Annotated in this window: 25 protein-coding genes; 8 read left to right on the forward strand and 17 right to left on the reverse strand. The window is 44.2% G+C overall.

Translation table 11 applies throughout. The annotated features are described in order from the left end of the window. Window positions 1–72: 72 nt before the first annotated feature. On the forward strand, window positions 73–642 hold the full coding sequence (locus tag MHM89_RS04480) for a YSC84-related protein (RefSeq protein ID WP_022946885.1): 570 nt from the start codon (window positions 73–75) through the stop codon (window positions 640–642). Between the two features lie 197 nt (window positions 643–839). Here the strand turns inward: MHM89_RS04480 and MHM89_RS04485 are convergent, their stop codons facing one another. The 11 genes from MHM89_RS04485 to MHM89_RS04535 all read right to left on the reverse strand — a co-directional run bounded on the left by MHM89_RS04485 (window position 840) and on the right by MHM89_RS04535 (window position 8,380). Continuing rightward, window positions 840–1,247: a hypothetical protein gene (locus MHM89_RS04485; RefSeq protein ID WP_239408201.1), complete on the reverse strand. Its 408-nt coding sequence runs from the start codon at window positions 1,245–1,247 to the stop codon at window positions 840–842. Between the two features lie 235 nt (window positions 1,248–1,482). After that, window positions 1,483–1,671 carry a hypothetical protein gene (locus tag MHM89_RS04490; protein ID WP_151172786.1) on the reverse strand — a complete coding sequence of 63 codons (189 nt, stop codon included), beginning with the start codon at window positions 1,669–1,671 and terminating at the stop codon, window positions 1,483–1,485. A 93-nt stretch (window positions 1,672–1,764) separates the two neighbouring features. Further along, complete coding sequence (locus MHM89_RS04495) at window positions 1,765–3,009, reverse strand: zonular occludens toxin domain-containing protein (protein WP_275441753.1); 1,245 nt, start codon at window positions 3,007–3,009, stop codon at window positions 1,765–1,767. Beyond that, entirely contained in the window at window positions 3,009–3,377 is a 369-nt protein-coding gene (locus MHM89_RS04500; RefSeq protein ID WP_239408203.1) for a hypothetical protein, read from the reverse strand. Before MHM89_RS04500 ends, MHM89_RS04495 begins: the two co-directional genes overlap by 1 nt. Continuing rightward, entirely contained in the window at window positions 3,377–4,585 is a 1,209-nt protein-coding gene (locus tag MHM89_RS04505) for a hypothetical protein (protein ID WP_239408204.1), read from the reverse strand. Before MHM89_RS04505 ends, MHM89_RS04500 begins: the two co-directional genes overlap by 1 nt. 49 nt (window positions 4,586–4,634) lie before the next feature. Further along, window positions 4,635–4,919: a major coat protein gene (locus MHM89_RS04510; protein WP_151172782.1), complete on the reverse strand. Its 285-nt coding sequence runs from the start codon at window positions 4,917–4,919 to the stop codon at window positions 4,635–4,637. 128 nt (window positions 4,920–5,047) lie between these two features. Further along, window positions 5,048–5,188 (reverse strand): hypothetical protein, encoded by a 141-nt coding sequence (locus tag MHM89_RS04515; RefSeq protein WP_170268896.1) that lies wholly within the window; start codon window positions 5,186–5,188, stop codon window positions 5,048–5,050. Then, the gene (locus tag MHM89_RS04520) at window positions 5,188–5,406 is read right to left on the reverse strand and encodes a hypothetical protein (RefSeq protein ID WP_151172781.1); all 219 of its coding nucleotides are present in this window, start codon (window positions 5,404–5,406) and stop codon (window positions 5,188–5,190) included. The genes MHM89_RS04515 and MHM89_RS04520 overlap by 1 nt, the downstream gene beginning before the upstream one ends. A gap of 2 nt (window positions 5,407–5,408) precedes the next feature. Continuing rightward, complete coding sequence (locus tag MHM89_RS04525) at window positions 5,409–5,729, reverse strand: hypothetical protein (protein WP_239408205.1); 321 nt, start codon at window positions 5,727–5,729, stop codon at window positions 5,409–5,411. 38 nt (window positions 5,730–5,767) lie between these two features. Next, window positions 5,768–7,996 carry a replication endonuclease gene (locus MHM89_RS04530; protein ID WP_239408206.1) on the reverse strand — a complete coding sequence of 743 codons (2,229 nt, stop codon included), beginning with the start codon at window positions 7,994–7,996 and terminating at the stop codon, window positions 5,768–5,770. A 120-nt stretch (window positions 7,997–8,116) separates the two neighbouring features. Continuing rightward, window positions 8,117–8,380 (reverse strand): hypothetical protein, encoded by a 264-nt coding sequence (locus MHM89_RS04535; protein ID WP_239408207.1) that lies wholly within the window; start codon window positions 8,378–8,380, stop codon window positions 8,117–8,119. 165 nt (window positions 8,381–8,545) lie between these two features. Here MHM89_RS04535 and MHM89_RS04540 point away from each other — a divergent pair, with 165 nt between their 5' ends. From MHM89_RS04540 to MHM89_RS04565, 6 genes are all read left to right on the forward strand, one after another. After that, window positions 8,546–8,911: a DUF3693 domain-containing protein gene (locus tag MHM89_RS04540; protein WP_239408208.1), complete on the forward strand. Its 366-nt coding sequence runs from the start codon at window positions 8,546–8,548 to the stop codon at window positions 8,909–8,911. Between the two features lie 535 nt (window positions 8,912–9,446). Further along, the gene (locus tag MHM89_RS04545; RefSeq protein WP_239408209.1) at window positions 9,447–9,638 is read left to right on the forward strand and encodes a hypothetical protein; all 192 of its coding nucleotides are present in this window, start codon (window positions 9,447–9,449) and stop codon (window positions 9,636–9,638) included. A 92-nt stretch (window positions 9,639–9,730) separates the two neighbouring features. Further along, a complete protein-coding gene (locus MHM89_RS04550) occupies window positions 9,731–10,369 on the forward strand; it encodes a hypothetical protein (RefSeq protein ID WP_239408210.1) in 639 nt (212 codons plus the stop codon). After that, window positions 10,366–10,698, forward strand: a complete 333-nt coding sequence (locus tag MHM89_RS04555) for a hypothetical protein (RefSeq protein WP_239408211.1) — start codon at window positions 10,366–10,368, stop codon at window positions 10,696–10,698. The genes MHM89_RS04550 and MHM89_RS04555 overlap by 4 nt, the downstream gene beginning before the upstream one ends. A gap of 75 nt (window positions 10,699–10,773) precedes the next feature. Next, window positions 10,774–11,061, forward strand: coding sequence for a hypothetical protein (locus tag MHM89_RS04560; RefSeq protein ID WP_239408212.1), 288 nt, complete (start codon window positions 10,774–10,776; stop codon window positions 11,059–11,061). After that, complete coding sequence (locus MHM89_RS04565; RefSeq protein WP_053909433.1) at window positions 11,051–11,260, forward strand: hypothetical protein; 210 nt, start codon at window positions 11,051–11,053, stop codon at window positions 11,258–11,260. The genes MHM89_RS04560 and MHM89_RS04565 overlap by 11 nt, the downstream gene beginning before the upstream one ends. A gap of 337 nt (window positions 11,261–11,597) precedes the next feature. On the opposite strand, the gene MHM89_RS04570 is transcribed toward MHM89_RS04565, so the two are convergent. The 4 genes from MHM89_RS04570 to asd all read right to left on the reverse strand — a co-directional run bounded on the left by MHM89_RS04570 (window position 11,598) and on the right by asd (window position 17,188). After that, window positions 11,598–14,753 (reverse strand): HD domain-containing phosphohydrolase, encoded by a 3,156-nt coding sequence (locus tag MHM89_RS04570; RefSeq protein ID WP_239408213.1) that lies wholly within the window; start codon window positions 14,751–14,753, stop codon window positions 11,598–11,600. 71 nt (window positions 14,754–14,824) lie between these two features. Then, window positions 14,825–15,028, reverse strand: coding sequence for a hypothetical protein (locus tag MHM89_RS04575; protein WP_239408214.1), 204 nt, complete (start codon window positions 15,026–15,028; stop codon window positions 14,825–14,827). A gap of 181 nt (window positions 15,029–15,209) precedes the next feature. Then, the gene (locus tag MHM89_RS04580; RefSeq protein ID WP_239408215.1) at window positions 15,210–15,968 is read right to left on the reverse strand and encodes a transporter substrate-binding domain-containing protein; all 759 of its coding nucleotides are present in this window, start codon (window positions 15,966–15,968) and stop codon (window positions 15,210–15,212) included. A gap of 104 nt (window positions 15,969–16,072) precedes the next feature. Next, the gene (gene asd, locus MHM89_RS04585) at window positions 16,073–17,188 is read right to left on the reverse strand and encodes an aspartate-semialdehyde dehydrogenase (RefSeq protein ID WP_239408216.1); all 1,116 of its coding nucleotides are present in this window, start codon (window positions 17,186–17,188) and stop codon (window positions 16,073–16,075) included. Window positions 17,189–17,450: 262 nt separating this feature from the next. Between asd and MHM89_RS04590 the strand changes: the two genes are divergently transcribed. After that, complete coding sequence (locus MHM89_RS04590) at window positions 17,451–17,876, forward strand: hypothetical protein (RefSeq protein WP_239408217.1); 426 nt, start codon at window positions 17,451–17,453, stop codon at window positions 17,874–17,876. A 54-nt stretch (window positions 17,877–17,930) separates the two neighbouring features. On the opposite strand, the gene MHM89_RS04595 is transcribed toward MHM89_RS04590, so the two are convergent. Both MHM89_RS04595 and MHM89_RS04600 read right to left on the reverse strand, forming a co-directional pair. Further along, window positions 17,931–20,630, reverse strand: a complete 2,700-nt coding sequence (locus tag MHM89_RS04595) for a TonB-dependent receptor (RefSeq protein WP_045980212.1) — start codon at window positions 20,628–20,630, stop codon at window positions 17,931–17,933. Window positions 20,631–20,725: 95 nt separating this feature from the next. Beyond that, entirely contained in the window at window positions 20,726–22,330 is a 1,605-nt protein-coding gene (locus tag MHM89_RS04600; RefSeq protein ID WP_053909429.1) for a hypothetical protein, read from the reverse strand. Window positions 22,331–22,507: the final 177 nt, after the last annotated feature.

Genomic DNA, 22,507 nt, shown 5'->3' on the forward strand with positions numbered 1-22,507 from the left:
ACAATAATATAAGGCATAGCTTACCATAAAGTCCGATACTGTCTAGTATTGGACATAAAGAAGGGGTTCTAAATGAAACTATCGAAATCGGTGCTAACGTATTCTTTTATTTTCACTTTGTTCGCGGTGCTGACTGGATGTGCAAGCACTGGCACGCCAGCGCAGAAACGACAAGTAGTTCAAGATATGCGCAGTGATACTCTTAATCGCCTTTATGACCAGAAGCCGGATGTTCGTAATCAACTAACCTCTGCAGCAGGTTACGCTGTATTTGATAATGCTAATGTGAACGTAATCTTTGCAAGTTTTGGCGGTGGCTATGGTGTTGCAAAAAATAATCGCACCGGCGAATGGACCTATATGAAAATGGGTGAAGCCGGGCTAGGGTTAGGCTTAGGAGTTAAAGATTTCAATGTGGTGATGGTATTTCATACCGAAGATGCACTCAATTATTTCATTAAGAATGGTTGGGCATTTGGTGGTAACGCCGATGCTGCTGCAAAGCATAAAACTGAAGGTGGAGCCGTTGCCGCTGAAGCCCAAGTTGGCGATGTGACTATTTATTCCATGACTGAAACAGGGTTAGCTCTGCAAGCAGTTCTAAAAGGAACCAAGTTTTGGAAAGATGACGAATTAAATTAAAATCAAGTTCTCTCGGCTCACGGAATCGTGAGCCATTCGCTTTCGAATTATGAAAACGCCCCTCAAATAACAGCTCTTCCTCTTTAAATAAACAGGGTCTATCTTAAGGAATTTCACTACAACAACTTATTTAACATAACATAAATTAGATTGGCTGGCCCGGCAAAAGCAGGGCCTTGAATAAGATTTGAAATAGACTAAACAACCTTGCTCTGAACAAAGACTAGCAAGTCCAAAAGTCTGTCCTGAATTTCGTCAATTTCAGTATTATTATTCAACCTCTCTTTTAGTTTATTATATTCCCTTCTATAACTATCTGCGGCCCATTTTTTACGGTGATAAAATGATATATCCCCAGCAGATATAATACCGTAAGGTGAAATTAAACTGTTATCAGAGTCAATATAAAAAAATTTCCAAGGGCCTTCATCTGGTAGGTAGCCTCGAGCGATGATTGACGCTAATTTTTTGACTGGGGTAGGGGCGTTGCCATTTTTTCGATAAGATTTGTATGTCTTTAAGCTAACCCCAAGAGTGTGAGCACCCTTTTTATGATCAAGAGAAAAGGCTTTGTTTAGGTTAGCGATGAATTCATTGTCATACATGACGTTACTCCTTTATTAAACATCGCGCCGTTTGTTACATGTCATTGTTTTAACTTCTTTATTTTGCGTTGCCTGACAGTTTGGAAGGGCTTGGCAAGGGAGCGCGCTAGCGCTCGGGGGTTGGTTTCTTCAAATTAGGGATAGGTCGCCAAGAGGCGAGCTGCGGCCGAGAACCTAAGCGAAGTTACTCACCAAAAACATGCGGCCTACATGAACGGGTAGAGATACCCGTTCATCATGTAACTTTGGCCATTTTGCCAGTCTTTAAAGAACGGGCCATGTAGGGAACATGGTCTGGGTGTTCTTTAAGATAATCTATCATTTGCATAATCTCGATTTCAGCATGAGCCGGAACCCAGTAAGTTTTCTTTGTTAGACCTTTGTTACGTTGTGCTTGTTCATAGCGCTGGTTACGTGTCGGCATAGTGTCACCAGTGACATAGGGTTATATTTAGAATTGATTATTAGGTAATCGCGTTAGTGTGTACGCGCCCCAAAAAAGGGGCGAGCGCACACACTAACCACTTGTTGTATTGTCGATTAGATTCGGGTTAGCCATTTCATCTGGCATGCACGTTATACGTTGCCTTTTACCTTCAATTTCTACTTCGGCAACACAGTCACCAAGCTTTCTAACTTTATAGCTCATTGGGTAGTAAGTATCGCCTTGGCCATCGGCAAAGTTCATTTGTATACCTTTGGTTGTTAAGTGCCAGCCAGCAATATAGATTGTGTCGTCCTTAACCTTCTTACGTTCTTTGCCAACTAGGAGTTTGCCGTAGGATGAGAGATCCATTTCCTCGTTTTGATCCTTTTCGTTTTTCTCAGGCTTAGGATAGTAATATTCATAAGGGGCTATGGGGTCAGCATCACAAGAGCCGTATAGGTTTTCGTAGACTTCGTTGCAAGTGAACATGCCTTTTTTCGGAAGCTCAGGTTCAAACGTCACTAGGGCGTTAACAGCGGTCGCGGCCATCAACGCCCCAACACAAAAAAAGTGCCAGCTCTTAACTTTGAGGTTTTTAACTGCATGTTTAAAATCGCTCCATTTGTTTGTGTAACGACCATGTGTGTACCAGCTGGGGAGCATGGTCGTTAGGCCGTAGTAGTCGTTAAAATCGCCTGTTTCTGCAATCAGTTGCTCGGTTTCGTAGCAATCGAATATGCCTGTGCCACGGCATACCCATGTATCGACCTTGGCCGCATTGGCCTGAGTGCCATAGCGCACGGTTCCAACATGGATTTTAGGAAGGGGCATCCTGTCACCCCAAGCCAGTTTCACCAAGGGGCCAATAAGGGGCAAGGTCATTCGGTCAGTACGTTTACAGTAAACTACATGCTCGGCAATGGTTCGCCGTGCATCAGAGTCTAGGTTCTCAATGTCCTGAATGATTAAGATTGCATCCCAGCGCAGTTTTCTAAGGAGTTTAAAAAACGCGTTGACGGGTGCGCGCTCTGGGTCTTTCCAGTTACGCGAGTTTAAGAATATCCCGCATTCATCTAGCACTAGTAGGCCGTTGCGAGATTCGTCTATCTTGTCACCTTCATAGCCAAGGGGCAGGGCTTTCAGACTTTGTATGTCGGGTATGTCCGGTAATCTAAATAGCTTGGTGTTCTTCATGTATTTACCAAGCATCTTTTCGGGGTAGATATCGAGGTTCGTAGCAACCTTGCGACCTGCTAACAGGTATTCGCGGATGCGGGAGACAGACATTAACGTCTTGCCGCCTCCCAGTTTGCCCGTAACAACATAGACCGCCATTAGGCTAGGAACCTGCGCGTTGACTTCTCAGCTAAGCGCTGTCTGAATTTCTTAATCTCTAGGCCAATCATAAAGGTGGCGCTAGTGATGTAATACGACAATATCAGCCCCATGTAGTAAGGCATATTCGCAGGTATCCATGATATCCAAGTAGACAGTAAGCCTCGAGTGATTGGGCTAAGACCGTTGACCGTTTGAGTAAGAAGATCATCCACCCAAAATAGAAAGGTCGTTATGGCTGCTGCATAGATAGCAAACGCAGCTAGGCCTATCGCAATGTTCTTTATAACGCCAGTTATAAGCAGCGTCATAAACCAGATACCAATACGACTAACGAGTGCGCCTAAAAAGGCGATAATAACGGGCATTAGGTTAACCTCACTTTCTTAATGTCAGCATCAAGACGATAGATGATGAACAGAATAAATAGGACGGCTACGACCCATTCCAAGAATGTTCGTATCTGTGCAAATCCAGCACACGGGTTAAATTCACCGATACCCAAAAGCGTGGTACTGGTGCAGTTATCAGCGGCCTTGGCAAACAGCTGAGGGATCGAATCGTAAGATGTTGGGCTTAATCCTTGGATTGCGTCCTCGCTGATGGCTTCATTAATTTGCTCTAGTGTGTCGTTATGGCCAGAAACGATATCTCCTGACTCGCTTAAATCGGGAAGGGCAACACCTTCGGCAGCGGCTTCACCTTCTTCAGGGCCACCCCATTCCAATTGCTCTCGAATTCCATCGAGTTGGCCCTCGATACCATCTACGGAATCGGTGATTTTTTCGGTTTCAGTTTGTAGGTTCTCTACGGCAGTAACTATTTCGCCTTGGCCTTGCGAAGTAGAGTAGTTATCGGGCCAGTTGTCACCGGTGCCATTATCGCCACCAGAATCACCACCTCCATCACCGCCGCCATTGTCTCCACCAGAGTCGCCACCTCCATCACCGCCGCCATTGTCACCACCGGAATCGCCACCTCCATCACCATCACCGCCACCATTGTCACCACCGCCCGTGCAATCATCGGTTTGGCATGGTTCTATGAAGTCATCGCCGTTGGGCACATCGCATGATTGGGCAGTAATATAGTGAAGGAAGCTTTCGCCATCTGGTGTGTTGTTACCAATACAAACACCGCCTTGAAAGCAAGTCGACTGACAGTTCCGACCATTGTAATTAAGACATAAGCTTTGCTCTGCGTAATATGAACCTGCGACTTCACCCTCAAATGTAGCGCAGCTATCCATAGGCATTTGAAGGTCGACTGTGCAGCTGAGTTCAAAATAATAAGATGTATCGGGATTAGTAAATTTTATTCGAGCTGAGCCATTTGAATGTTCATAGGTAAACTCTTTCTGGTTAGGCTCTTGACCGAAAGTAAGTCGCGCACCACTCAAAGCGTCCGGTAGTTGGTCTTGGTAGAATATATCGGGGACACCCTCAACAGTAACGGCATAGACGCCTTGACCATTTTGCTTTGCTGATACTTTAGAACAGCTCGACCACTTATAACCGTTAGCAGAATGGGCTGGGGTAGAGTAGGCGAACCCCAGTGCGATTAATGACATCGCCATTAGCCTGCAAAGGTTAATGAATATTTGCACTGGGGTTGCCTCCTATCGGTTAGGTAGCTGCGCGAGCTGCACGCTTGAACAGACGAAGCAGAATGAAGCCACCAATGATAGATGCAGCAACAGGCCATGCTAAATCAATGAGCGCTAGGCCATCGGTTTGAACTTGCGTCATGGCGTTGGTTGCTGCCTCCGGTACTACGGCCATAGCATTACCAGACGCTAATGCACCTAGACCAACCAGAACTTGCACAGCTGTGCGGCGTTTCTTGGTGGGCGCGTCAGTGGCCTGATACACCCCGTTTTCGTTTTTCATGGTTTCGATTTGTTTGCCCATGATGATTTTCTCCTTTTTGGTTTAAGTTGCCATCCACGCTAATCGGCGGAAGACGTACAAAATTGCAGTGCAGCTCCAGCCAACGGCGTAAGCTCCAATGCAAAATGAGATAAACTCGGATAGCTCAATCATTTCGCTGATGACTCCCAAGCGTTGAACCCTAAGCAAAGACAAATGCACATCGTTGAATAGAAAATACAGCGGCCAAGGTAATAAACCGCCTCAATGAGTTGCTGTATTTGCTCAGGGTTTATATTCACGGTTTCCATTAGTCGTCCTTGTCGCCAAACATCTGTTCGTTTGAATTGGCTAAGCGAACGTTGCTCTTAGGCTGGGAACGTAAGCCAAGGCACCTAGCAACAAAACGACAGAATGAGAACAACAAGTCGTAAGCAACAAGGGCCACCATCACGCCGCCAATGACAGTCAGAAACAGCGCGTTAACGATGGAATCAATTTCTTGTTGCGTTAGATTTGTTACGTCCACGACTAACTAACCTTTTTACTCTCAGAGGCTACGGAGTGCAGACGGAAGCCTTTCCAGTCCATCTGACGAGCTACGTTCGCGCCTTCGTAATATTCGATATTTAGAGTGCAGGGTTTTAGCCCCCAACCGTTTGGATCAGATTCAAGCTTTTGAAGCTGTTCAAATAGGCCTTGCTCCATTTGGTCGGCCGTGACTTTCACGGTCAGAATCTGCGCTGGGTTTTTAACATGCAATTTAAACTCACCAGTAACAGGCAAAGGGGCGTTCTTGTCATCTGTGCGATTGACTTTATTTAGGTCTGTGATTGCGCCTTCTACGTTCATAATTTAGGTTTCCTATGGTTGTTTGGTCGGGGTTACAGTTAATGACACAAGTCCGAGTCATGAGGCTTCGCCTCATGATTTTCAGTGTTTGGGTGTTCCTGACGCGACGCATCACCATGAGTGGATTCAATGGCCTTGTTCGCGTCTTGTCTGCTCGAAAATTCACGCTGCTGCGCGCTAAAATTTTCCGAGCCTAAATAAGGAATATCGTCACTGGATACGTTGCCTTGCAATGCTTCGTAATCCATAAAAAGACACATGTTTTGCGTGTCCTCGACACACATGGACTCTAAAAATGCCATTTCTTCACGACTAGGCTCCATAAGGAAACCGTCCTCGTAAAAGGCATCGATAGAGTCTCTTACTCCAATCATTACTTTGCGCTGGGCTGCGATTTGCTTCTCAGTCATGACCATTGATGTGCCTTTTCTTGTTAGTACAACGACAGAATCCCAAGACACGCCCAAGATGCGGCGGTTAGGCTGATCGCCGTATTTCGTTTTAAACATCGGTGAAAGACCCTCGGCACGACTAATCTCTCCAGTAATGCGGTCTACTATGTCGGGAACTTGGTAATGAAGTCTGACGGTCTGGTCTTTGCGTTTAACTTGAACACCGCCCATCGCAATACAAAATGCAGCCCAATCACTCGAATCAGCTGCAGCGCGTACTTTCTCAAGGGCGAATTGTTCAATGTTGTTTAAGTCGGTGTTCATAGCGTTTGCTACCTCACATTGGCCTGTTGCGCCTTGGCCTAGGCGGCGCAGTTCGCGCCATGCTGAAACAGTAGGGCCGCCGATTTGTTGGAAGCGGCGAATATTAAAATTGCTTGCCCAGGTGGTGGCACTTTCGGCCGCCTGGTTAGTTGATACATTCAAGTCACCGCCCTGGGGGCAAGTGGTTTTATCTAAGTTATCGCCTGTAATGCCCTTGGTTATGTACTTAGCAATGTATCCAGCAGCTGAGCCTTTAGCTGGATCTATGCGAATAGCTTTAAAACGGGTTGCCTTTGTCTTTACTTCTTCTGGCGTATCCTTCGTAGCAAGTTCGCTAAGGATTTTACGAACTTTTGCCGATTCGCCTTTTTCGAGAAATAAAAGCATGTGCCAGTGAGGGCAACCATCATGATGAGGCTCAACAACTCGAAAGCCGTAGGGTTTGATTCCAGCCTTTGCAAAGCGAGCGCGTGCACGGGCCCATAAATCATTGAAATATGATTGAGCATCAGCAGGGCTAAGGAACTGATATTTAGCATTGGGAAAACCTGTGCGATTAACTGAATGAAATCGAGAAGGTGCTGTGATTGTGTAAAACTCACCTTTATGGCCAAGCATCTGGGCAAGTTCTTCAAAGCCACGAATACGCACCATTAATTCAGCAGCTTGTTGCTTGCCTGAGGTATGAGAACGTGACGCTATGTCAGCAAGTGATTCAAAGTCTTGCATGAAGTTAGCATCATCAGGAACTACGAATAGATCTGAAAGTAGGGCGTCTGTCTTAGCTTTTCGGTTGCGGCGCTCATAAAGAGAATGTTGGCTAACATAAGGGTGAGCTTTTTTATGTACGAGTCTTAAATCTCGTGCTAACTGCTCAACGCGAAATGCCTTTAGCTTGCGCAGGTTCCTACGCCACCAAAGGTCACAACACATGCGATTAATGGCCGCCGCTAGATTTTCAAAAGCCGAAACCGAATCAAGCAAATTTCTATAGTAAGGCGCACAAGTGAAATACTCGGGAAGCTCTGGGGGAGCAATGTCGTATTTACGTACGTATTCAGCGCATTGATAGTAAGTTTTGAGCGTTGGGCCGTACTTAGCTCGCTTGCGTGAAAGTAAATAAGCGCGCCTGTCTGCAATGTCGCAAATGTCATCATCCGGCACAGATAGGCTAATATCATAAAGTGTTAACGCTTTATCAGCAGCATCAAGACGGCGGTTTGCTTCTACATAACCCTGAAATTTTTCAATGATTTTGTAGCCGTTGGCCATCATGACAGCAATGTCAGAGTGGCGTCTAAAAATGCGTTCGCGATGGTGGTTACATGCGTTTTCTTGGGTGTATATGCGTGACCTAAATGGGTCTGAGACTGGGGCGTTAATTTTGACTTTGCCGTCACCCCAGTAATTCTCGACCTCGGTTTCATGATGGGGGCGTTGCAATGGGCGAACACGTTGAGACTCAACACCCAGACCGGAAGTTAACTCAATAGCGGTAGTAATTGGATTTAGCACACTTTGATTCGGTGCGGGTTTACTAGCGACTAGCATGATCGTTCACCGTTATTTTTAGCTGAAATCTTTGAGTCGATATAGGTAGCTAAGGCAACTCCTATGCAAAGGCCAAAGAGGCCAAAGACAGAAATGGTCAAAATTGTGATGTGGACATAACTAAGCATCTTCGTCTCCATCCCTGTTTGGTTTGGTTTTACCTAAATGATCATCAAGGCCACAAAGGGAAACGACAATTGCAATGAAATAAACGACACTGAGAAAACCGAACGCAACAGAAACGCCATTCATATCAACATCTGCAAAATGCTGCGAAGCAAATGCAGAACCTAAAAACATAGCTTTACAAAAAAGGAGAGAAATAACGTTGGTTAGTATCGGCCTGTTAAGAAGCGTTGTTTTTAAAGTTGTCTGTGGAAGCATTTTCAATCCCTTAGTTAGCTGGTCTGGAGTACTTAAAATTGACCAAAGCAAATTACAACTATGTATTTACATACTTGTAATTAGAAATTACGAACTTGTAATTGTCAACATGGCAAAGACACGGCGTGTTTTTCGGTTATAATAAATAAAATTTTGGAGGTGTTTATGTCATACAGCTACAGTCTGATAGAAAAGCTGAAGGCCGAAAAAAATATTGAGCAAGACAAAGGCGTTTTAAAATATGTGAACTCGCTAGTGTCAGCCAATATAAGTGAAATGAGAAAAGGTAAAAGAAACTTAACGGCAAATCAGTGCATTGAAATAGCAAAGATACTAGGTTTAGACCCTAAAGAAGAGCTAATGAAATTGGCGGCCGAAAAGGCGAGAACCGAAGAAGAAAAAGCAGTTTGGAAAGACGCAATAAAAAAGATTAGTGCAGCATGCATATTTGCTCTGGGGCTTGCTGCTGCTCAAATCAATAGCCCTGTAGGTGCTCCGCATTCGCGGAGAAGTTTATTTAACATAACATAAATTATAGGCTATGGTGTACAGAGAGAGCCCTCAGGCTCATTTTGGGCTATACCCAATACCAACCCAGCAGCAAGCAACAACATCGCCGCAGAATGGCCTGCTGCTTTAATCTTTTTTGCCAAGGATTCGTAAACGCTTTTTTCTTCCTCTGATTTAGACTTTTCGATCCCCAAGTTGATGATCACTTCCTCAACGTTCAGCCCAGAGCAGCTTGTTTATCTTGAGAATAACCTTTTGTTTCTTTGTAGATCTCAACCAACAACGTGCATGCCAGATGAAATGGCCAACCCTAATTTAATCGACAATACAACAAGTGGCTAGTGTGTGCGCTTGCCCCTTTTGGGGCGCGTACACACTAACGCTTGCCCCAGCAAAACGATACCAAAACTCTCCCAGGATAACCGCACTCGATAAACTTTTTAGTACCAAAATTCAACCTGGCACAAAGTTGTAAGCATCTGAAATGGTACTAAATGTAATCTTTCGCTATAGTAGTAAGCATTGGATTAAGTGCTCTAACGTTAAGGTTGATTTCATGGAAGAAGCAGCAGCCAGCCTTCAAGGCGCAGTTCTTGGTGTCATGACCACCATTATTTTAATTGCAGCCCTCACCTTCCTAGTCGTTAATTCAATTCTCAGAAAAATAGGCGTTGACGGTGAGACAAGTATGCTTACTTCTCAGGTCCTCTTTGTCTTGCTACTTGCTGTTTATTTCTTAAGTAGGTAGCGTATCCGTTCCCAAACCTATAACATTGCATGAGTCAGCAGAGAAGCTGTCTCTAATCAGATATCTACATACGTCTTTTACAAGGAGAGAAAATGAAAGACATACTTATCCCTATTGTATTCCCTGATTATAAAATCACCGTTACTACGCCAAGAAGAGATGTTGATCTTCTCCCATGGGTTCAGTACGACAACTTCACCATCCCAAGTTCAACTCAGTCCCTATCAGACCTTGGGCACGCGGGTATTTTGTTGGTTAAGGGTACAACTGGGTTAACCAAGTATTATGAATACGGCCGATATGACTACCCTGAAAATAAAGGCATAGTTAGGCGTGTGCCTGTGCCAGACGCCAAAACAGGCTCTGGCGGCATCGATCCTCAATCGCTTGTTCCGGTATTAAAAAGAGTGAGTATGGTCGCGGGGAAAAATAGCAGAATACAAGGGGTTTATCTTGAAGCTCTCGATGTTTTTGATGCGTTAAATCGTCGTGTAATTTTGCAAAAAGCTAAAAATAAAGACGTTAACAGGAGACCTTACGATTTAACCTCTAACAGCTGCATCCATTTTGTAAAACGTTTAGTTGAAGCGGCTGGTATAGAAACACCATGGTTATTCGACCCAAGACCAAATTCCTATATTGGCGAGTTCCGTGCTGATTACAGAGACCTAGACTTTTCACCAAGTACAAATAGGCTAGTCATTGAAGATATTGGAGAATTTACTCGATGAAAACATTATTAGCTCTTTTATTCGTATTTTTGCTTTCAGCTTGTGATCAGAGTTCAACTTATGAGCCCACCCGGCCTGATGACGTACCCGTTTCATCTCTTTGGATAGGTGGCCCCGACGGTGGAGTTTACGCCGAAATTAGAGAAGATGACGGAGACTACTCTGGGACTATCTACTTTGATAGCACAGGCGAGATTTGGTATGAGGGAGCATTTGAATATACTGGAAAAGAGGCTTTTGAGGTAGACAACAAAGCCTCTTATACAGCTTGGGATGGCACTATTTTGTACTTATCTAATGGCAAGCAATTAGTATCAAATATCGAGTAAGGAAGTACTCAATTACTTAGAAATACAGATTTTGATATTAATATTTATCCTGGCATTATTTTGCCAGGATAAGTTTTGGTACTAAATTTCAGTAATAATCTTAACCGCTTTTCTGATTTGGTTAATCTTTTCCTTTCTTCTGGTGAGTTTGTTACTAAGAGCTTCATTCGCGTTAAAGGTGCATCTTTGCCTACAGAGCTCAAAATAGTTAAAGATATGAGACCTGGCCATGAAGGTCTTTACATGATTGCCCCTGCAAAAAATATGACTCTTAAGAAGTATCTAGGCATATTAGAAGAGCTAGGTTTAGATAGATCAAGAGTTAAGTTAGTTACAAAAGAGGAACTCGCAAATGCCAGCTAAAGGTATGAAGTTAATCGTTAGCGAATATCATATCATTCACGAAGCTTTAAAGTGTTATGAAGAACGTTTGGATAAGTTATCGTCGATGACAACCGATGAAGACCAAGAAGTCATATATGATGAAAAGCTACAGGATATTGAGGGGATGATTAAAGCCCTAAAAATTGCAGCAAAAAATGACTTTGATTTGGAGCTGTGAACCTATACCTTGATCGTTTCTTTTTTTTTTGAAAGCCTGATAGTGACTAATTTCATTAAGGAAATTAGTCACTATCAATAGAAATAAGAAGGGCAGCTTCGGCTACCCTTTTCTTTGACTTAAACGTTGATTCTGCTATTTTTTCTTATCCTCGAGGTCCTTCTACCTTTTACTTTGAACCTGTCCACATAGCGAGTTCTAGTAAAAAAATGATTCAAACGATAAAATAAAAAGGTTCGCTTTCACTGCCCTCTTATTCACATCATTAATCAAAACAAATAAACTCATTTGTCTGATGACGTGTTCTTTCTTCAGACAACAAATTGCAAAATGACGACTACCCGATTATGTAATCTTTGATATCAACGTCATCAATCTGCGAATCGTTAAGATGTTGCCTTGCGTAATCCATGTAAGTGCCGCTCGTTAAGAATAAAGCAAATAGATCTTTATCTATATGCCTATCTTGCGCCATAAATTTCATAATTTTCAGTGACTGGGATAACGTTTTTGCTTCCTTATATGGTCGGTCATTTGCAGTCAGCGCTTCGAAAATATCTGCAATGGCCATAATCCGCGCAGGCACTGACATTTGCTCAGCAATCAACCCTCGTGGATATCCTCCGCCATCCAACTTTTCATGATGCCCACCAGCGTATTCGGGTACACGCTGTAAATCCTCTGGTAACGGCAGAGTTTCTAACATGCGAATGGTCGTAATAATATGCTCATTAATAATATACCTATCTTCATTCGTTAAAGTACCCCGACCTATTTTCAAGTTATATAACTCGCCGAGATTTTGTTTATTTTCTGTTGGCTCCATATTAAAACCAAAGCCTGAATTGCGACTAAATTCCCTTTCATTACGTGCAAATATATGGCGTTTTTTATCCGCAAGTAAATACTCTTCACCTTCAGTGGTATGCTCAAAATCTTTCATCCGACGCTGTTCGGCCGGGGATAACCCAAGGCAATCATCGAAATTTCGGTACCATGTTTGCTCAGCTATCGACTCCAATCTACTGCGGTCTTGTTCAGACATCATTTCCCCACCGACATTGCATTTGGCAACAAAAGCAAAATCTTCCTTTAGTTCCTTTTGCCGCTGTTGAAGCGTTGCATAAAACCTTAATTGCTCTTCAGGTTCTCTATTTACGGCTTCAAGATAATCGATACGAGCATCTCGGTATAATACTTCAAAGCGCATACGTATTTCGTGAATCCGATTATATATACACTCTAACTTAGAGCCTTTATCAACAATATGCTCCGGCGTCGTAATTTTTCCGCAATCGTGTAACCACGCAGCGACTTCAAATTCACGCCATTGCTCTTTGGAATTAAAACCAAAGTGCGCAAATGGCCCCTTTTGTTGATTGTTCGCTTCTTGCGCCAACATCATCGCCAGTTCTGGTACGCGAGCACAATGCCCCCCAGTGTATGGCGATTTTTCATCGATTGCTTGAGCAATAAGCTGAATAAATGCATCGAGCAATTCCTTTTGTCCGGCCTCAAAGTCACATATTGATTCAGACATATTAACCATGGCCGATGAAAGTTGGTGAATTTCCTCTATGTGAGAGTCGACATAATGAACATGGTCATAGTCTCGTTGGCCAATCTTCTGATTTTCTTCAATTAAGCGTTGGATGGGGTTGGCTAGATTACGCGCCATTTGGGAGATAATGATCAGTACTATAAATAACACAAATAAGGTTACTAACATGGCCTTTTTTACTTGCCATTGCAGTTGCGACAAGGCCTCATCCTCGCTGACTATGAGCGCGATGTATTCCTGATTCCCAGAACCAATGAGCCCCTCAACACGCGATATATAGGCATAATGTGTTTTGTTATCAATTTCTATTTCGTGCATGCGATCGCGTAGGGGTGCTTGTTGGGCAATATCCAGTAACTGCTTAGAGGGCAACTGTGAAAGCTCTGCACGCCGTCTGGGGCTGTCAAAGTCTAACCACTTTTGTTTTAGATCTACTTTCAAACTTGGTTTTAGTTCATTAATAGCCCGATTTATAAACGTCATCAGCGGCGCTAAATCCTTTCTTACCGTGTGATGAAAGTTGAAGTCACTTTGTGATTTTAGTTCACTAATTTGGGTTATTTTTTCAAGCCCTTCAATATAGAAGTAAGCTTGGATATAGTTAATAACCACCTCATCATCGAACACAACATCAACTTCCCCTCTGTTAAGACCCTTCAGCGCATCGAGGGTATCGTTGTATTCAATAAAGTGGGCGTTGCCCATACGCGCTTTTAAAAACTTTGTCACTGCGTAGCCTTTTTGCGCAGCAATACGTAACTCTTTAAAGTCACTTAAACGTTGTTGCCCTTGTGCCTCCCCCTGGCGCATGGTGGCAATTATCCTTGTTTCATAGTGGCCATTTGCAAATACACAAAATTGCTCACGCTCTTCGTTTTTCATAAGTCCAAGTAACATATCTATTTTGCCGGACTTTAACTGCTCCACTAGTTCCGGGAACCGATAGCCATTGATAAATTGCAGCTCGACCCCCAGTTTCCTCGCCAATAAACGAATATGCTCAACACTGTACCCCCGAGGTTGCCCCGACACTGAGTACTCAAATGGAGGGTAATCATCCATAACCCCTACTCGCAAAGTACCGACTTTATCTAAATAAGCACGCTGACGATCGTCTAAGGTGATAGGTGTCACGTTGAGTTCTGATGGCGCATCAACACGTTGCTCTATACTAACTTCCCCATTGTCATCAAATAAATAGCCATTGCCGGTTAGGGTATAATCAGGTATGTCCATGTATCGAGACAAAGAAGATAGCAACACGGTGGTACCCGCTACCACGTTATTTTTTCCGGTAATCGCGTAACTCGTGCCAGGGCGACCTATAAAGCTAAACATATAGGGGGGCATTTTATTTACACTTTGATGTGATGCGTTCTTAAACCACGGCCTTTGCCGAGCATCGTAGTCTGTTGGCTCCTCAGTTTGTATTCGAACGTTAAGCTTGGAGTCGAGAAATTGGGTATACCTTTTCCTATCGCCGCCCTGACCATATATTTGTACAACAACCCAGCGGTCGTTAGGTGCTGCACCCCACACGCGCCTAATCCCGGGAGTGGACTCTAAATTAGATATTTCAAAGTAATCGCCGTTACTAAAGCCGTAAAATAATGAAAACACCTCTTCTTGAGCACTTAATAAAGCACTAAAGCGAGCTAGTTGCTCGCCGCTAATGGATCTCGCACTGCGAATATTTTGCAGCTTAATTACATTGGCGAGGCTTACCGCAGCCTGCTCTTGACGTCGCGCTTGGCTGGCAACCTGAGTGGCGATTAATTCAAACTGCGTTGCCGCTGCGTTTTTTGCAAGACTACTACTAAAGTAATAGTGTAGTGATATAGCCGCAATAGCCGTGAAGGCACAAGCAAATATGAAGGTTGTTATTAGTGTAACGCGTATTGTAAAACGCTTTTTCTTGTTGTTAACTTCCATGCCAGCATAAATATTTTTAAAGCGGAAGTTAAAAGTATAGGTAGGTATTTCAACACTATGAAATATTTAGCTTAATTATTTTCTTGTTGACGCTGTTGTTGAAACCGCTGATAGTTCTGTTTTTGTTGCTCTAAGCACGCAAAATAGTCATCATCATTTTTATATGCACACTCGTCTAAGCGTTGAGATTGGGTTTCATGATAACGCTGGGGGCCCTTACAAGCACTCAGGGAGAGCATACACACCACGGGTAAAATATAGCTGAATTTAGTCATTAGGCAGTAGTTAGAAAACAATGAATGATAAATCAAAACAAGGTCCCTTCGCACGCTTACATCAAAAAAAGCAGTCAAAATTGGACCAGAGCAAGCGCCAAAAACAAGTTATCTCTTGCTATGCGCAGGACCATCATAAGGCAATTGCTGAACTTATTAAACAGTGGCTTAAATAAACCTATTACTGGGTATAGTTATTAACTATTTTTTCCAACTCGCCATTACGCCTTAACTTATCTAATAAGCGGTTAGTATAAAGCATATTGATACGCCCGTTATCAGTTTTTGGAAACTGAAACTGGTAAAGAGCTGTGTCTATGGGGCGGTTACTTTTAACTAATTCACCCACCAGCTCAGGTCTTGACCTCAACAGATAATCATAAACATGCTCTGCAATTACAACAGCACTGAGTTGCCCATGCTCTTTGTCTGCCAGGGCCTTTAGCATATTTATTTCAGAGTAAAAGTTATCACGGACCATGTTGCCGTTATTAAGCAGCGGCATTAAAGTTGGATAGTGGTAGTCGAAGCGGGTTCCAATTCGCAGCGGCTGTTGGCGGTCGTTTGCTAACCTTTGCAGTTGTTTTATATCATTGATTGCTGGGCCGCTTGCCGGATAAACCAACACATCATTCACTTCAACTATCGCGTCACTCCAATAATAGTGACTGGCGTTTGCAACCCAGCGCTCGGAATCAAAGCGGTAATGAATTTGCCCTTCGTGTAACAACTTTAATGAGCGCCGTGAGGTATTTGGCTGCGCTTTATAGGCATGATCACTAAACGAGTTCAGCGCCACTAATAGGTCAGGAATAATGCCTTTGGTGGTATCACCCACGATACTATAAGGAGGGTAATGATCTGGTAAGCTGCCCTTCAACTCGTGAGCAGACACACTGAGCGCACTAACAAGGACAAATAAGCCAACAATAAAACGCACAGGCAAGACTCCTACCAACACATTGCAGGTATACTAGGAAATGCGCTGGTAAAAGTCTAGCTAGGAATAATAAAAAGGCACAAAAGTGCCCTATTTACAGCAGCTTAGTACCCGTTACAGATAATTTTCAGCATTCTTCTAAGCGGTTCTGCCGCTCCCCATAGTAGCTGATCGCCCACCGTAAATGCACTAATATAACGAGGCCCCATACTGAGCTTGCGAATGCGGCCAACAGGAATTCGTAAAGTCCCTGTAACATTGACAGGGCTCAACTCTTCGCTCGATGCACCGCGCTCGTTGGCAATGACATCCACCCATTCGTTGTGACTCGCAAGAATTTGCTCTATTTTGCTAACGCTAACATCCTCACGCAATTTGATGGTCAGTGCCTGAGCGTGGCAGCGCATCATACCTACACGCACGCATAAGCCATCAACCGGGATAGGTTGCTTCGAGGAACCCAAAATTTTATTGGCTTCTACTTCAGCCTTCCACTCTTCTTTGCTTTGCCCTGACGGCATTGGCACATCAATCCACGGGATCAAGCTACCTGCTAGTGGCACACCGAACTGATCATAATCCAGTGAACCATCTTTCATTTTATTCGCAACCAGCTTGTCTATTTCTAAAATAGCGCTGGCAGGGTCGGCAAGTTGCGAGGCAACGACACCATGAATATCACCCATTTGCTTAAGTAATTCTTTCATATTGCGCGCACCGGCGCCGGAGGCCGCTTGATAGGTCATGGGGCTAACCCACTCAACTAAATCTTGTTCAAACAAGCCCCCCAATGCCAATAGCATCAACGATACCGTGCAATTACCACCGACGAAGGTTTTTACACCTTGTTCAAGACCTTGCTCGATAACATCATGATTCACCGGGTCGAGCACAATAATGCTCTCGTCGCTCATACGCAGCGCCGAGGCGGCATCAATCCAATACCCGCGCCAACCACTGTCGCGCAATTTACCATAGACTTCATTGGTGTAATCGCCACCTTGACAGGTCACAACAACATCCATGCTCTTGAGGGCGTAAACATCGTAGGCGCTCAACAAAGGTTTAGCATCGCCGCCAATTGCCGGGCCCAACTGTCCTGTCTGTGAAGTGGTAAAAAAGGTCACATCAATATGAGTAAAATCATTTTCTTGTTGCATCCGCTCTAGCAGTACGGAGCCAACCATCCCCCGCCAGCCTACTAAGCCTACTTTTTTCATTACAGATTCCTCTTACTTACAAGTTTATTCATATTGCGTGAGACCCAGCGAGCACTGAGAATCTCTGACAATAGCACTGCAACGCCCCAGGCACTAGTGGGTTAGATACAACTTAAAATTATTTCATATAGCTAATATCACCCGATTCGTTAGTCACAATTTATTAACTATTCTGTCGCTATTTTGAAAACACTTGATGGTGTAGTAAGTAGGTACACAGGCAGTCGGAGGTGTGCATTAACAATTAAACAAGGAAATAGTCATGAATTTATTCGTAACCTCTATCGCGGCACTGACTGTCGCAGCACTATCATCAACAGCCTCAGCTCAAAGCTCAGCGGTCAATTTGGCAGCACCAGAGCAAGAGCAAGAGCAAGTAAGCTTTACGCGCGCTGAAGTGAATATGCTCAACAAACAAGGTTCATTAGCCGCTTCAACAGTGACCTATTATGGCCCGAAAGTGTGGGTTAATGGGCGTTTAGAGTCCTTCTTTGTGGGCTCAACCAATGGCAACACCTTTTGTGAAGCACGCGGTCACAATCAGGAAGTTTCTGGAAGTACCGTTACCTGTGGCGAAGATGAATCGTCTTATGCTGATTATGACTGGTATGGCAGTGCGTGGATTAAAAAAAGTACGGGCAGCAAAAACCAGTGTTATCCTCTTTATGCGACTATTAAATGCCGTTAATACCATATAAAAAAGCCCAGCACTGGCTGGGCTTTTCTTTGTTGTTACCTGAAACTAGAACTCATATGCATAACTTACGCTGAATTCTACGCCTTCTTCACGTGAACGCACTACGATGTCTGACTGCGTCACTTCTTTTTGCTCGTCTAACAGGTTTTGGACTTTGAATTTCACTTTAGAGTTGAAATCTGGGTACCACGTGTACACTAAGTCTAACGAGTGAAATGGTTGCTCATAGGCATCATCACGCCCCGCTACGCCAGCGGCGAGAATACGCTCACCAAACACGTTATAGACCAATGACGCACTATGAACGCCATCAGCAGAGTCGTAATTTAGCTGCATATTGACGACGTATTCAGAGTGACCCGTCATACGCTTAGTTGGGTTAGTTAGGTTTCCGGCTAAAGCAGGATCTATCTTCGCTTCGGAATCACTTAAAGTAATATTACCGCTGGTAAATAGTCCATCGCTCAAGAACGTCAGATCTTGAAGCCATTCTGCTTCTATACCATACACCTCAGCAGTTTCACCATTGACGAAGGTCGCGGAGTAGTCTTCATCACCAATACGCAAAACGGTCTCAATGGGTGCTTCTATATCCTTATAAAAGGCTGCGACACTGTAGGAGTTCCCTGCTTCACCGTAGAATTCGTAGCGAAGGTCGTAATTCTTAATCGGACTGCTCTTAAGACCGACGCGACCAAAAGTACGAATATCGGTTAGCGGGTCAAAATAGGTGACAGGGACCACTTCACGAAAGTCAGGGCGCACTACGGTTTCACCGTAACCGGCTCGAACTTGATATTGCTCTGCGCCAATATAAGTTAATGACAATGCGGGGAACCAATCATCTTCTAAGATAGTGCCATCTTCAATGTTCTCGGCAGACCAAATCGTTTGCAAATCTTCGCCATCAAAAATAAGGCTAGACGTACCAACTGAGGTTTGTTTGAATTCCTCATATCGTATACCGCCGCTAATGCGCAACCATTGGTCATACATTACATCGAATGAGCCATAGCCAGCATCAATCTTTTGACCAGCAATATAGTCATCAGCATCTGGTGGCGTTGGTTCGTTAAAATCGACCAAAATGGCGTTGCCATCGATAAATTGGTCGCTTAAATAGCCGCTGTTAGTCAGCGGATCGCGACTGCCATCGTTGACATTGATCGCAGCACCAGCACTGTTGTTCACAGTGAAGCTAGAAGTGTTGTAGATTCTTGCTCGATCCGAAAAGTCATAACCTACCTTAAACTCGACATCGACACCATCAAACATCAAAGGCAAGTTAAAGTTACCACCATAGGAAGTTACACGTTCTTCCATATCGGTGTATGACATGATCACGCGGTTGTCGTCCCCGGTGATCTCAGACCCCGCGTAACGACCGTTTTCGCCGTATTGATCGCGAAACTCAAAATCAACGTTGGTGGGAATATCTGTGGTTGCTTTCGAACGCGTATACTGCCAATCAAAGCCGACTCCCCATAAATCCAAGAAAGTATGCTGTCCAAGGAACTGGGATACATTGAGCTTACGTTCTTCAAGATTGAATTCGTGATTGCGATTAGCTAACCCGTCACCGGCAATGGTAAACGTTGAACTGCCCGCCGGGCTTTGTGAAATCGCTACTTCCGTTTCGTCTTCATTATCGACAATATAGAGTTGTTGAGCAGAAATACTATGTGTATCGAAGGTGTAACCAAGGCTTGCCGTGGCGTTATAACGCTCGTTCTCGGTCGTTACTGTCGAATTTTTCACGGTGTTATAGCACGAGTTTGCAACCTGCTCGGCAGAATCTAGGCTAGTCGCACAACTGCTATCGACATCTTGTGCAATCACAGATGAAAAGCGAGTTTGTGCATCCCATTCGTTAACATACGCACCTGATAGTAAAAAGCCAATACGACCGCCGAAGTAATCCTCTTCAAAGCTATTGCCAATGTGCGCTTTGACGCCCATTTCAGGGTCAAGTGACTCTTCTTTCAGACCATAGTTTCGTGGCAATGACTTTAACAATTGGTTATTGATAGCGGTCGCTTGCTGAGCACGCGTTCCTTGCTCATTGTCCTGCAAATAGTCTCTGTTAACTATATTGTTGATGCTAAAGTTTCCTTGATAGCGAACAATCGCATCTTTCATTGCTTGTGGAACGCCGGCATCATTACCATCATAGGTATAGCCTTCATCCGCTGTTGTGTTATAGCCAACGCCCAACTCCACTCCGGCAACAAAATCGCTGGGGATGGATTTGGTTCTGATGTCTATGTTACCGCCACCGAACGCCGCAGGCATATCGGGAGAGTAGGCTTTTTGCACCGCCATACTTTCTATGATGCTTGCTGGGAAGATATCCAGCGGCACGACGTTGCGAGTGAGGTCGGGGCTAGGGATATAGGCACCATTCAATCTAGCACTGGAATAACGCTCGCCCAGACCACGAACATAAATAAACTTACCATCAACTAATGTCAGGCCTGTCACACGACGAAGCGCTGAGGCAGCGTCACTGTCGCCAGTACGTGATAGTTGCTCGGCTCCGAGAATATCAGCAACGAATGCCTGATTTTTTCGTTCTTCAACCACAGCTGCGGCGCTTCCTTGAAGCCGAGTTCCTACAGCCACAACCTCTTCTATTTCATCGTTCGCTGCGAGCTCTGCTTCAGCTGCGATTAGGCCATTAGTGTGGACAAACAATCCCAGGCCAACCGCGAGGGTGAGTTTGCTCAGCCTATGTTGTTTAAACATGATATACATCCTAATCAGTTTGACAAAAAATAGGCGCCTACTGCTTTGCTCAAGCACCAAGGCGCCTCAATTTAACACTCTAAATAACTAGGCTTTTAGTCTTGAGCCGCTGCATTAACAGCAGTCTCAACCCACTTATACCAGCTAGAGCTTGTGTCCTGATCAGATACCGCGCCGATGTAATCTACGCTCTCAAAGAAGCTTGAGTCTAGGCCACTTAAATCGTTGGCATTAATTGAAACATCTGCTGAGGCAGTGTTTGTTGCAAAGCCATTTTCAGCCAATACCGATACATCATCAGTCAAAATTTCGCTACTACCGCTATTTTCGAACCAAGACGCCTTGGTTTGGCCTGCTAATGGGCCCGCTGCGAATGTATCTGTATCGGTGAAGTTTGAAGAGCACGCCATCACTGAGTTATTAAACATGATGTTATCGGCTTGCTTTTCGCCATCAGAAGTCACTTGAATACAGCTGCTGTTTACCGCATTTTTCTTAACCAATAAGGCGTTGTAAATGCTGGCATTGAACTCATCGTCGAACTTGTAAGCTTGCGAAGGGTCATCATCTCGCACAGAATTGCCATCTGTGGTCACGATGGTGATGTTAGCAAGGGTCGGGTTAGTTGGGCCCACTTGCGGTGAAGACTCACCCTTAACACCATCAGATTCGAAACCGTTGTTGCCCATGTTCACCACAGTGCCGTCGTTCAAGGTTACAGTACCATGTTGTACATATAAGAATTGACCTGCACCCTGCCAACCCGCATCAAAGTCGAATGAATCATCCTGCGTGTCGGTAACAACAATGTGCTTAATCGTCGCTGCACCGCCAAAGAATTCAATACCATCATCGAAACCTTGGTGAATATGCAGGTATTCAAACTCTGAACCTGAACCCACTGCATTTAATGTAAGCGAATTAAGGTCATCGCCTTCACCCCCTACTTTAGGACCTGAACCTGCATACCAAATTTTGGCCCACTTGATACTACCGCTAGAATCAGTATTGTCGTCACCACCGAAGTAGCTAGTGATCCCCTCAGAGGCAACGTTACACGTGCTTGCATCACGCTCTGCATCAGTACATTGGTCAGTGATACCATTACCATTAATAATGATACCGCCCCAATCTGCATAGCGAGCACCTTCACCTGCGCTATCAAAACGGTCGAAGGCATTAGCTGAAGTGAACGTAATAGGTTTCTCTTCGGTGCCATTAGCTTGGATTTTTGCGCCACGAGCGATACGAATAATGGCTTCGCCAGATTGGAAGGCCAAGGTAGCACCAGGCTCAACTGTTAGCGTTGGGCCATTTGCTGGAATTTCAAAACCTTCTGTGGTGTTGCCATCTTCACCGATTAACAGTGCTTGCTCAAATAAGTGCACACCATTATCTGGGATTTCAGAGAACGTAATGTTACTGGTGATTTCAATAGTTTTACTGGCAAAGGAGTCATTGTAAATACAGTCACGACCATCAAATACACCTTGGACCGTACCAGAGTCAGACTCGTAGCTGGCACATTCAAAATCATCGGAGTTGTCACCACCAGATGTATTGTTTGAATTATTAACACTGTTATCTGTATTTGTGCTGTTGTCATTTACAGTTGGGGTGATTTCGATGTCGCCGCCACATGCTGCCAGTGTGACTGCTGAAGCCACTAGGCTGACCTTGAATAAGTCAGATAGTTTCATTGTTATACTCCGTTGAATGTCAATTATTGTTAACGAATTTAAAAGTTACGACATACAATACGGTGGCTTTATGACAATGAAGTGACACTTATTTAAACATATGATGACATGATTAAGTTATTAATATTGTTACTTAAAAAGATAAAAGCCGCCCGAGGGCGGCTTTGGTGTTGCGAT

Origin of the sequence: Pseudoalteromonas sp. CNC9-20 (genome assembly GCF_022347875.1) — a bacterium.
Taxonomy (GTDB): Bacteria; Pseudomonadota; Gammaproteobacteria; order Enterobacterales; family Alteromonadaceae; genus Pseudoalteromonas; species Pseudoalteromonas ruthenica.

Bases quoted from the DNA above. Each gene is read 5' to 3' on its own strand.
- MHM89_RS04480 (WP_022946885.1), top strand. From the start codon at position 73: ATGAAACTATCGAAATCGGTGCTAACGTATTCTTTTATTTTCACTTTG.
- MHM89_RS04485 (WP_239408201.1), bottom strand. From the start codon at position 1,247: ATGTATGACAATGAATTCATCGCTAACCTAAACAAAGCCTTTTCTCTT.
- MHM89_RS04490 (WP_151172786.1), bottom strand. From the start codon at position 1,671: ATGCCGACACGTAACCAGCGCTATGAACAAGCACAACGTAACAAAGGT.
- MHM89_RS04495 (WP_275441753.1), bottom strand. From the start codon at position 3,009: ATGGCGGTCTATGTTGTTACGGGCAAACTGGGAGGCGGCAAGACGTTA.
- MHM89_RS04500 (WP_239408203.1), bottom strand. From the start codon at position 3,377: ATGCCCGTTATTATCGCCTTTTTAGGCGCACTCGTTAGTCGTATTGGT.
- MHM89_RS04505 (WP_239408204.1), bottom strand. From the start codon at position 4,585: ATGGCGATGTCATTAATCGCACTGGGGTTCGCCTACTCTACCCCAGCC.
- MHM89_RS04510 (WP_151172782.1), bottom strand. From the start codon at position 4,919: ATGGGCAAACAAATCGAAACCATGAAAAACGAAAACGGGGTGTATCAG.
- MHM89_RS04515 (WP_170268896.1), bottom strand. From the start codon at position 5,188: ATGGAAACCGTGAATATAAACCCTGAGCAAATACAGCAACTCATTGAG.
- MHM89_RS04525 (WP_239408205.1), bottom strand. From the start codon at position 5,729: ATGAACGTAGAAGGCGCAATCACAGACCTAAATAAAGTCAATCGCACA.
- MHM89_RS04530 (WP_239408206.1), bottom strand. From the start codon at position 7,996: ATGCTAGTCGCTAGTAAACCCGCACCGAATCAAAGTGTGCTAAATCCA.
- MHM89_RS04535 (WP_239408207.1), bottom strand. From the start codon at position 8,380: ATGCTTCCACAGACAACTTTAAAAACAACGCTTCTTAACAGGCCGATA.
- MHM89_RS04540 (WP_239408208.1), top strand. From the start codon at position 8,546: ATGTCATACAGCTACAGTCTGATAGAAAAGCTGAAGGCCGAAAAAAAT.
- MHM89_RS04545 (WP_239408209.1), top strand. From the start codon at position 9,447: ATGGAAGAAGCAGCAGCCAGCCTTCAAGGCGCAGTTCTTGGTGTCATG.
- MHM89_RS04550 (WP_239408210.1), top strand. From the start codon at position 9,731: ATGAAAGACATACTTATCCCTATTGTATTCCCTGATTATAAAATCACC.
- MHM89_RS04555 (WP_239408211.1), top strand. From the start codon at position 10,366: ATGAAAACATTATTAGCTCTTTTATTCGTATTTTTGCTTTCAGCTTGT.
- MHM89_RS04565 (WP_053909433.1), top strand. From the start codon at position 11,051: ATGCCAGCTAAAGGTATGAAGTTAATCGTTAGCGAATATCATATCATT.
- MHM89_RS04570 (WP_239408213.1), bottom strand. From the start codon at position 14,753: ATGGAAGTTAACAACAAGAAAAAGCGTTTTACAATACGCGTTACACTA.
- MHM89_RS04575 (WP_239408214.1), bottom strand. From the start codon at position 15,028: ATGACTAAATTCAGCTATATTTTACCCGTGGTGTGTATGCTCTCCCTG.
- asd (WP_239408216.1), bottom strand. From the start codon at position 17,188: ATGAAAAAAGTAGGCTTAGTAGGCTGGCGGGGGATGGTTGGCTCCGTA.
- MHM89_RS04590 (WP_239408217.1), top strand. From the start codon at position 17,451: ATGAATTTATTCGTAACCTCTATCGCGGCACTGACTGTCGCAGCACTA.
- MHM89_RS04595 (WP_045980212.1), bottom strand. From the start codon at position 20,630: ATGTTTAAACAACATAGGCTGAGCAAACTCACCCTCGCGGTTGGCCTG.
- MHM89_RS04600 (WP_053909429.1), bottom strand. From the start codon at position 22,330: ATGAAACTATCTGACTTATTCAAGGTCAGCCTAGTGGCTTCAGCAGTC.